Source organism: Streptomyces sp. NPDC053432 (genome assembly GCF_055585365.1).
Window position 1 is genome coordinate 1 of record NZ_JBVJKF010000048.1, and the last position, 9,596, is coordinate 9,596.

At 70.0% G+C, this 9,596-nt stretch carries 8 protein-coding genes and 4 pseudogenes; 8 read left to right on the plus strand and 4 right to left on the minus strand.

Going from position 1 to position 9,596, the window contains the following annotated elements; genetic code table 11:
* Positions 1–176: 176 nt before the first annotated feature.
* A complete protein-coding gene (locus tag ACZ6Y1_RS37290) occupies positions 177–578 on the minus strand; it encodes an SsgA family sporulation/cell division regulator (protein WP_469640593.1) in 402 nt (133 codons plus the stop codon).
* A gap of 456 nt (positions 579–1,034) precedes the next feature.
* Between ACZ6Y1_RS37290 and ACZ6Y1_RS37295 the strand changes: the two genes are divergently transcribed.
* The 7 genes and pseudogenes from ACZ6Y1_RS37295 to ACZ6Y1_RS37325 all read left to right on the plus strand — a co-directional run bounded on the left by ACZ6Y1_RS37295 (position 1,035) and on the right by ACZ6Y1_RS37325 (position 6,058).
* Positions 1,035–1,166, plus strand: a complete 132-nt coding sequence (locus ACZ6Y1_RS37295; RefSeq protein ID WP_469640595.1) for a hypothetical protein — start codon at positions 1,035–1,037, stop codon at positions 1,164–1,166.
* 366 nt (positions 1,167–1,532) lie between these two features.
* Positions 1,533–2,132: a hypothetical protein gene (locus ACZ6Y1_RS37300; RefSeq protein ID WP_469640598.1), complete on the plus strand. Its 600-nt coding sequence runs from the start codon at positions 1,533–1,535 to the stop codon at positions 2,130–2,132.
* Between the two features lie 493 nt (positions 2,133–2,625).
* A complete protein-coding gene (locus tag ACZ6Y1_RS37305; protein ID WP_469640600.1) occupies positions 2,626–2,889 on the plus strand; it encodes an acyl carrier protein in 264 nt (87 codons plus the stop codon).
* Positions 2,886–3,692 (plus strand): annotated as a pseudogene (locus ACZ6Y1_RS37310) (enoyl-[acyl-carrier-protein] reductase FabV); the annotation flags it as partial. The gene ACZ6Y1_RS37305 and the pseudogene ACZ6Y1_RS37310, both read left to right, overlap by 4 nt.
* Before the next feature lie 194 nt (positions 3,693–3,886).
* Positions 3,887–4,087, plus strand: a complete 201-nt coding sequence (locus tag ACZ6Y1_RS37315) for a hypothetical protein (protein WP_469640609.1) — start codon at positions 3,887–3,889, stop codon at positions 4,085–4,087.
* Positions 4,088–4,341: 254 nt separating this feature from the next.
* Complete coding sequence (locus ACZ6Y1_RS37320) at positions 4,342–5,664, plus strand: hypothetical protein (RefSeq protein WP_469640602.1); 1,323 nt, start codon at positions 4,342–4,344, stop codon at positions 5,662–5,664.
* A 133-nt stretch (positions 5,665–5,797) separates the two neighbouring features.
* Entirely contained in the window at positions 5,798–6,058 is a 261-nt protein-coding gene (locus tag ACZ6Y1_RS37325; protein ID WP_469640604.1) for a hypothetical protein, read from the plus strand.
* Between the two features lie 586 nt (positions 6,059–6,644).
* On the opposite strand, the pseudogene ACZ6Y1_RS37330 reads toward ACZ6Y1_RS37325, so the two are convergent.
* A pseudogene (locus ACZ6Y1_RS37330) lies at positions 6,645–6,998 on the minus strand (DEAD/DEAH box helicase); the annotation flags it as partial.
* A 139-nt stretch (positions 6,999–7,137) separates the two neighbouring features.
* Complete coding sequence (locus ACZ6Y1_RS37335; protein ID WP_469640607.1) at positions 7,138–8,199, minus strand: Kelch repeat-containing protein; 1,062 nt, start codon at positions 8,197–8,199, stop codon at positions 7,138–7,140.
* A 285-nt stretch (positions 8,200–8,484) separates the two neighbouring features.
* Here ACZ6Y1_RS37335 and ACZ6Y1_RS37340 point away from each other — a divergent pair.
* A pseudogene (locus ACZ6Y1_RS37340) lies at positions 8,485–8,853 on the plus strand (transposase); the annotation flags it as partial.
* Between the two features lie 474 nt (positions 8,854–9,327).
* Here the strand turns inward: ACZ6Y1_RS37340 and ACZ6Y1_RS37345 are convergent.
* Positions 9,328–9,596 (minus strand): annotated as a pseudogene (locus ACZ6Y1_RS37345) (hypothetical protein); the annotation flags it as partial.

Here is a 9,596-nt window from a genome sequence, read left to right on the forward strand (position 1 = left end):
GCGCTGCGGTCAGGGCCGCGACGGTTTTCTGTGGCTGCGCGCCGGCGACACGTGGCTCCGTATCGAAGCCTGACAGCGGCCGATGGCGGGCAGCACACGATCGCCGGGCCACCCCGGCCGTGTAGCCGTTCCGCCCGCGCCGGCAGACCACCGTTCGGCCGACACGGGGCGGGCTCTCAGCGGGTCAGGAACTCCTCGAGAAGCCTGTCGAGATCGAGGAACTCCTCCCCGTTGCCCACCAGCGCAAATGTCCGTCCCAGGAACGATTGCAGCGCGAGGGAATCCAGCAGGAGCACCGCACGTTCCTCCCGGCCATCCGCATGCTTTCTCAATACGATACGCACCTCGTCCCTGCCGGCCCCCCTCTCGGGGCGGAACGTGACGTCACCCTCACCCACCGGCCGGTGCATCCCCTCAGCCAGCATCTGCCGGTCGAACCGCCAGGAAGCCAGGACCTTCAGACCGTCGAAGAAGTCAGCCCGTACCGCGTACGGATCGTCATCGGAATACGACAAGCGGGCCAGGAGGGGCACGCGGCGCTCCCCAGTCAGGAGTCGGACAGCGATCAGACGGGACACGCAGGGCATGAGGGCCTCCGGGAGCGGCGGTACGGCGCGCCCCGCGTGTGCCCCCTTTTGCCGCACCCACACCTGAGTGACGGCCCAGATCGCCAAGCGGTTCGCCTCCCCGTCCGGCAAGGCTGCGGACGGCGCGGCGGCCCGCGCCGTTGCGGCGCGCGTCTCCGGCGCCGGAGCTGGGCCGCGGACCTGAACCGGTGACGGACGTTTGTCCCCGAGCTCTGCTTCGCGACTCGGCGCCGTCGAGCCCAACCGCTGTGGCCGGCGGCTTGCCGGGCAACCGACCGTTGTTCCCGCGTTCTCGCCCTCAAGGGCGCAGGACCGACATAGAGTCCGGTTATGAATGTTAACGGGGACTCCGAAGCCAAAGACCTGTACGAGATAGGCCCGCTGACGTATGGCCAAGGGTTCGTGTCGGTGTGGAAGGAGAGCGAGGGCTGTCGAGAGGATGCACTCATGCACGATCGCGCCATCGTGGCGGTGTACACCGGAACTCCCGAGAGCCGGGGGCCCCAGCTGTTCCGGGCATGGGTGGAAGCCCACGAGCTGCCCGCGCTTCTAGGCCACTGGGCGAACGTCCTGCGCTGAGGCCGCAGAGGCATGGCTGGCGTACGTACCTCTCGGCCCGGACCAGGCAGCAGTCCCGTTCCACCGTCACCTCGGCTGCCGGCCGGGCCCGGTAGGAGGTCGGAGTCGGCTGTGGCGACGTAGAGGCGACCGGCGGCCCGGGCCGGGACCTCGGGCCGCTGGATGCAGCGCGTTGGGACGGGGCGAGGCCGGAGTGTGGTGGCGTTGCCCGTCCGGGACGGGATCACGAGGGAACGCCGCGGTGGTCCTGGTCCTGGTGCTGCGTACGGCGACGTGGCCTGCGGGCCGGCTCCGCTACGTGGAGGCCCGTGCCCTCGTGCGCTTCTGCACCACGTACCCGGGGCCGGTGCCGTCGGGTGTGACATCGTGGCGATCATGGGCAACTCAAGAGCGTATCCCCTCTTCAGGAGTGCCAGCGCAGCGGACGCGCTCGCGCTGGCTCGGCATCTGGGCTTGCTGATGGAGAGGCGGGATCGCGTCGTCGAACTGACCGCTGAGCTGCAGACGGGGCAGGACGTGTGGAGGATGGTGCGGGTGCTGCCGGAGGCTGTGTACACGGCACAAGGCGTGCCATTCGACTCACACGAGTGGACTCATGAGTACCGGGCGGACACGTTGCCCAGGGATCCGGACGGGCTCGACACGTTGCTGCCGTTCCGCGTGGACGTTGAGGCGGCGGCAGGGGACGAGCTGGAGGATCTCTTCGTCCACGCCCTGGGCAATGGCCCCGCTTCGATCTATTGGGACGGCAACTGGCCCGACGTACCGGAACTCGATCTCGAGGCGTACGCGAAGTACGAGGCACTCCAGGTGGTGTTCAACAGCCTCGACCTTGACGGGGAGCTTCCCGCCGATGAGCACACGGTGTTCGTGCACCTGTCGAAGTTCGGGGACCTTTCCCGAGCGCAGTGGCTGGCGCGAGAGGTCGGTTCGGAAGTACTCGGGGAGCCCGTGATCGGCAGGTGACCCCGGCGATGGACAGACGCAGGCATGGCGCTTTGGCCGGTGGGCTGCCGTCGGACGGGCCGCCAGCGGGTGTCCGCCCTCGACCAGACGCGCGATGGCGCAGCCGAGGAGGGCGGTTGACCCAAGGGGAGGGGCGGTGAGGCAACAACCGGGGGATAGCAGGACAGGGGAAATTCTCATGACCCCGAAGTCGCACCCCAAGAACGGAGCAGGGCCAGCCATGGCAAAGGGACCCTGATCAGGAACGTGAGGTGCGTGCTGGTCGGCCTGTTCGTCGTCAAACCGGTAGGCACCCGCTGCGAGGTAACTGAAGGAGTGGCTGCTGGGGGCGGGCAGGAGACGCCTCCGGCGGCCTGCTCAGCGACAAGTTCCGCGAGGTGAACGGGCTCCCGGCCCCGACCCCGCTCCCCGTCATCCCCGAACAGCAGCTGACGGCCAGGCTGCGCACGGCGACGCCCACGGGAGCCGGCCAGTGAGGAACGAGACGGTGTCAATGCCGGAGAGCACAACGACCGACAACATTCTGCGTGACGCCTTGTCACGAGCCGTCGACGGAACGGTCGATACGATCCCCGGTGACGGGCGTCTGGAGCAGGACTTCGGCATCGACAGCGTGGCCCTGGCCGAGCTGGTCACCGACCTCGAAGAACGGCTGTCCGTCGTCATCCCGGACGAGGAGACCGGCCGCCTCCACACGATCGCGGACCTGCGCGCCCTCCTCGCCCGCCTCGCCCCCAGCGGAACGGACGCATCGTGAGCCCTCGCCACATCGAGCCCAAGCAGCGCGGCTTCCTCATCGTCAACTCCCACCCCGAAGGGGCCGCACAGACCGTACGCCGCATGTGGGACGAGATCCCGGCCCGTACCGACGGCCGCAAGCCGGTCGCGCTCATCCTGGGCCACTCCGCCGGCTACGGTCTCGCCACCCTCCTGACCGGACTGCGCCGGCACGGTATCCGCGGCATCGGCGTCGCCTACGAAGCCCCCGAGAACGGGCGCCGTACCGCGACAGCGGGCTGGTACCGCACCGCGGCCGCCGCCCGGCTCGCCGCCGCGGTCGGCCACGACATCCGCTTCGTGAACACCGACGCCTTCTCCACCGACGCCAAAACGCACGTCCTGGACCTGCTGGAACAGCACTACGGACCGGTCGACTACCTCATCTACAGCCTCGCCGCCCCCCGCCGCACCGACCCGGCCACCGGCACCGTCCACCACTCGGTGATCAAGCCCCTCGGCGCCGCCTACGAGGCACCCGCCCTCGACTTCTCCGGCCCCGACCCCAAGGTCACCCGCGCCCGGATCGAGCCCGGAACCGAAGACGAGACCCGGGCGACGGTCGCGGTCATGGGCGGCGACGACTGGTCCCTGTGGGTAGAGGCCCTGGCCGCCCGCAAGCTCCTCGCGGACAAGTTCACCACCGCCGCCCTCACCTACGTCGGCTCCGAGGTGACGGCGCCTGTCTACCGGCAGGGAACCATCGGCGCGGCCAAGGAACACCTGGAACAGACCGCCCACGACCTCGGCACCTCGCCCGCGCTCAAGGAACTGGACGGCCGCGCGTTCACGGTCGTGGCCGGCGCCGCCGTCACCCAGGCCTCCAGCGCGATCCCTCCATCGCCCTCTACACCGCCTTCCTCCACACCGTCCTGGGCGAGCACGGCTTCAAGACCACCGCCGAGCAGGCAGCGGACCTGTGGGACCAGCTGGAAGGACGCACCCCGCTCCTCCTCGACGAGGCAGGCCGGATCCGGCTGGACGGATGGGAACTCGACGACCAGGTACAAGGCCGTGTCCGGGAACTGTGGGCCGACCCCGAGCACGGCCTCGAAACCACCCGGACCGGCGCGGACTGGTTCATGAGCCAGGTCCAGGAACTGTACGGCTGGGGCCTCGACAGCGTGGCCTACGGCCAGCCCGTTGAGACCGACATCGCCTGGCCTACACAGCGTTAGCAGGGTCCACCATCCGGGGTATGCCAGCAGCACCACTGCTCGCACACCCCACCAGCCTGTTCAGACGATCAACCCGCCCCCACCCCGATACTGACCACGGAATAGGGCCTTCAGGGATGCCTGGCGCATGTCCCGAGGGTCCCTTCCCACCCGGTCCCCGTGGCAGGGCGAACGCACTCATCTCCTGTGAGCAGCCGGACGGCAGCGTCGCACCCTCCGCACTGCTGTCAGTGGCCCTGAGGAGGATAGGGATCATGACTTCGCTTCTTCCTTTGACCCTGCCCGCCGCCGTCGTGGCTGAGCACCTCGTCGACCTGACCGCCAAACACTCCGAGGGGTGGGCGTTCACGACGTACGACGTCGCCGCCACCGCGGCCGGAGTGACGTACGCGCTGTCCGGGGCGGTTCGCTACCGGGCGCGGGGCGACGCGTCCTGCGACCCGTTCCAGATGGACTTCGCGTACCACGTGATCACCCGGTACGACCCGGACGGGACAGCAACCGCCACGGCCCTGTACGGCGGGGGCACGCGGGGCAACGTCCCGACCGGACTTGCCCAGGGATCGGAATTCAACCTGGCCGTCCTCCCGGACGGGACGGTGGCGGTCAGTTCCAAGCCGGGGAACACCCACCTGTTCTCCGCCGATCTGAGCCGGCTCGTGGAGTCCTGGCAGTCGCCCTGGGGTTGGCAGGAGGAGAAGCAGCGGACGGGTGATCCGTACGCCATGTCGATCGACGTCACGCCGTCCGGCCGGCTGCTGTGCGCGGTGGCCGAGTATGGGGTGAGCAATTGGGCCGGGAAGGTACCCAACCTTGTCGCGCTCTCCGAGCCGGGCAGCACGCTCGGCCCCGGATCGAAGGCCACCCTGCGGGCCATCGCGACCCACGACGCGCGATCCGACCGGCAGACGGAGGCCGACCGGTACCCCCACGTCCAGTACGACGGCGCGCCCGTCGCCGGCACGAACCGGCCGTCCCCTTCACTCACCGAGATGGTGTCCACGGACGCCCGAACCCGCTACGACTACACGGGCTGCCGGATGGGCCGCCCCGCGGCGATGGGCGACGACCTGTTCGTCGTCCCCGTCTTCGGAAAGACCTACCGGTCGGGCAGCCGCGGACAGGTGTTCTCGTTCCTTCTGCTCGACGGGCAGGGCACGGAACGCGGGAAGCTGCAGGGAATGCACCGGTACGAGGACAGTCCGTTCACCGGGGCCTACTGGACAGTCGTCGGCGATCCGTACCGAGCCCGGGCCTTCCACCTCAACCGCTACGGCCTGTACGCCTGGGACGCCGAGGGGCAGCTGCGCTCCCGGATCCGCACCGCAGACGCCCCGTTCAAGGCGCTCACCCACTTCCTCCTGATGGGCTGCTCCCCCGCCGGCGAGCTGCTCCTCGTGCACCAGAAGCAGCACCTGTTGCTCCGGGTGCCGGTGCCGGAGGACTTCCGCGAACTGGAGGACGCCGTACGGGCCGCCCTGAAGTACTACGGCCCCGGGCGCAACACGCTCAAGCGGCAGCACGCGCCGGTGAACTGGCACTGGACGGACGGCATCGCCCCCGTCCACCGCTTCTGATCCCCTGCGGCACGCGCGAGAGCCGGGGGACCACGCCGAAGTGCTCCCCGGCCCTGGCGTGAGCCGCGCGTGAGAGCTGGGCGGGGCTCAGCGCTTCGGTCACCTGCCGGTTCACCGTAGAGGGGAGGCCGAGGTGACCTCCCCGGCGGCCAGGACGCAGGCGTACGTCCCCCGGCCCGTAGGCGGCCGGGGCCACCGCGAGCGAGGCCGCAGCTGTCTCGGCCGGCCCTGCGCCCCATCGGGGTTCGTCCTCGAAGGCGGGTGGCTGGAGGGGGAGTTCGTGGTGGGCGGCGAGGAATACGGCGAGGGCCTGGACGTGGGCCGCGTCCAGGGTGACGGTCAGCAGGGCGGGGCCGAGCTGGTGGCCCCGGTGGTCGGTGAGGCTGTGCGGTGAGCGCCCGCCGCAGGCCGGCACTCAGCACGGCCGGGTCCGCTCCGGTGTCGGCTCGGCGCGCCGGCCCGGCTGCGGCCGGGGCGTGCTCGACGCGTTCGCGGAGTGCGGCGACGGCGGCCGGGACGACCTCCATGAGCTCGGCGGCCTCCGGGCTGAGGTCGGCGGCGACTGCGACCGCGTACCGGTCGATGGCCCGCTTCAACTCGGTCAGCGTGTGGTTCAGCGTGCGGCGGACCGTGGCGATCTCCATCGCGGTCCTGGGAGCCCGGCCTGTGGTCCGGCGACGGAAATTCGTCTGCCACGCCACACCACTGCTGAGCCGCACCCCGTTGTTCCCCAAACTCGTACTCCCCCCGACCTGCACAACAGATCCCCAAACGGTCGGGCAGCCCGACGCCCAGGCGCAAGAGACCGACCGGCCAAGAGCGCCGCACGGCCGACCTTCCATCGGATGGTTGCCGGAGGCTTGCCCAGCCCGGTGTGCCTCGCAGCGATAGGCGTCTCCGGCGACGGTGGCCGGCCGGCGGCCCGTGCCGGGATCTCAGCGGTACTTGTCACCCGATGCGCGAGCTTGTTGTCACCAGCGCCGTCGTGCGCGGCCGATGTTCTGGACGATCCACCTGGGAGCCGCGGGTGTCGGCGAAGCAGATCGCCTCCCCACCGCGTTCGCCGGTGATGTCCACGCCCTCACCCAGGACGCGTACGGACGCGAGGAACGCCCGGTGTACGCGTTGGTTGTCGGCGTCGATGCTGTTGGCGAACTGCCGCAGAAGTTCGCGGCGCTCGGTGACGACGCCGCACAGCCAGGCAGACCATATCCGGTCCGGCGGGACGTGGCGGCCGCTCTCCAGCGCTCGTAGAACTCCGCGTCGATCGACGACTTCGGCAGCTGCTCTGCGGCCAGCAGATCGGCGTCGGAGGCATCGGTGACGTGTAGCTCACGTCTCACGGTGGCGGGGTGGGGAGGAGGCACCGCACCTCCCGTATGGGAGCTGCGGTGCGTGCTGGCTATTCGTCCCAAGCCGCGTACGAGGTCTCCGAACCCGCGCTGGGCTGGCCCTGCGGCCCAGGCGTCGGGGTCAGAGCTTCGACGGGTCCGGAGGGTCGAGGGCTTCCAGGGTGCCAAGCGATGAGCCGCTGCCGGTCGAACCACCCGATGCGTAGACGCAGTTACCGCCCACGCCCACCGGGCACGGCATGGTGGCCGCGGCGAGGCCGGCGCGAGGGGTCGGCAGCGAAGGCAGGTCCGTCCAGAGGTTCGAGGCGGGGTTGTACGACTGGACGCTGGCCAGCGGGGGGCCGTTCACGACGCCCAGGCCGCCCACCGCGTAAATGCAGGTACCGCTCTGCCCGGGCGGGCAGGTGCCGGCCGCTGTGGCCGCGGAGCCACGGGCCGTGGGCATCGACGCAACCGGGCTCCAGGCGTTGGTGGCCGGGTTGTACGACTCCACCAGACTGAGGAAGCCTGCGCCGAAGCCACCGACGGCGTACACGCAGATGCCCGACTGACCCGGCGGACAGGCCGCGGCCGCGGCGCCCAGGTACTCCCTCCGTGTGGGCATCGCCATCAACGTGCTCCAGGAGTTGTTCACAGGGTTGTACACCTCCGCCGCGTTTTGATACATGCCGCCGTTCTCGCCGCCGACCGCGTAGACGCAGGTGCCGGTCTGGCCGGGCGGGCAGGGGGCCGCCGCGGCTGCAAGGGCGAAGCGTGCCGTCCGCAGAGGGGTGACCGTGCTCCAGGCGTTGGTTACCGGGTTGTAGGACTCCACCACCGACTGCGCGACGGTGGCCCCCGACCCGGTGAGCGTGAATTCGCCGCCGATGACGTAGACGCAGGTCCCGGTCTGGCCGGCCGGGCAGGGAGCGGCCACCGCCGCCGCGAGTGCGCGCCGCGTGGGCATGGGAGGGAGCGTGGACCAGGCGTTGGTGAGCCGGTTGTACGACTCCATCGTGGCCAGCTCACTGGCGTTCGCTCCGCCCACGCTGTAGACGCAGGTGCCGGTCTGGCCGGGCGGACAGGGGGCAACGGCCGAGGCGTGGCCGCTCCGGGGAGTGGGCATGCTCGGCAGGGTGGTCCAGAGCGTGCCGTTGCTGGCAGCGGCGGGCAGCATCCCGGCGAGGACCGCGACAGCGGCCAATGCGGCAGCCAGGGCGAGTCGCCCCCGCCACTTCTTCCGGGGTCGGGCAGGGGGCGGTGTGCGCATGGGCGGCACTCTTCTCCTCGTTCTACGAGACGGGACATCCTGGGGGATGTGCCACGCCGCGCCCGGGAGTCGGCTGCCTACCGGTGAGTTACCCCCTGTTGGCCCCGGCGGGACCTTGCGCACGGAGCAAATTCGCGATTCTTGGTTTCGCGTTAGCGATCGATGCCGGTCACGGATTCGTAAGCGCTATTAATGCCGCTGGAGCTTGTCTGATAATCGATCTTTTGGCAGGTCGAGGCGTGGGCGGACGTGGCATGGGAGCGGATAGAGGCCTTGTTGCCGCAGGTGGACGGGCGTGGCCGGCCGTGGCGTGATCACCGACAGGTGGTCAATGGTGTGCTGTGGCGGTTGCGGACCTCAGCTCCGTGGTGTGACCCGCCGGAGCGGTACGGGCCATGGCAGACCGTCTACGAGTGGTTCTCCCGCTGGGAGGCGGATGGCACGTGGGCACGGCTGTTGGAGCCCGGGCAGGTCCGCGACGACGCTGTGGGCCGGGTGGAGTGGACCGTCGCCGTCGCCGTCGCCGTCGCCGTCAACTCCACGATCAACCGTGCCTACCAGCATGCCGCCGGCGCGCGCAAAAAAGGGGGGCCGCAGAACTCGCGGGCCGCATGGTCGGCGCCACTTGCGCGCCCTGACCACCCTGCCCGGCGCTTCGGTTCCCGAGGTCCCCGCCAGCCCACTCCACCCCGAGGGCGGCGAGGGCTTCGAGCTGCGCGGCTTCCAGCCGGGCGCGCGTCCGGTTCCGCTTCATGGCCCGTGGCTGCCGGGGGCCGGGGTGTGCCGGGGTGTGCCGGGGTGTGTCTATGCGGTGGTTATGGCCGGCCATTGATGTAGTGCCTGGGCCGGTCCTTTGACCTGGGTGTGTTCAGGTTGGTTGCGGTGTGCGGGCTTGGGGGGTGTTGGCCGTGGTGTCGGGCCTGGTCGATGGGGCGCCTGGTGGGTTCGGTCTGGGGCGGTGGCCTCGTGATTTCTCAGGTTGGCCAGGTTTTCCATGTGTGCAGGTGTTCTAGGTTTTTGCGCAGGTGTAGTGGCCGGTCTATAGGTCGCTGGCCTTGGTGGTCACTGCGGCCAGGTGCCGAGTGCCTGGGCGAGCCGGTCGTTTTGTTCGCGGGTGATGCCATGGGCGAGCTGGATGCCGTTTCGGGGGCTGTGGTGGGCGCTGCACACGAGGATCCCGTCGAAGTGGGCGTCACTGCCGATGATGGCCAGGCGACGTGGGTTCCGGGAGGTCGCCTTCCTGACAGGCCTCTGGAGGGATGTACCGCTGCCACCGAGGGGGACCGGGTCTGGCTGGTCTGGTATTCCGGCAGTCGGCGGGGTGGCACGTT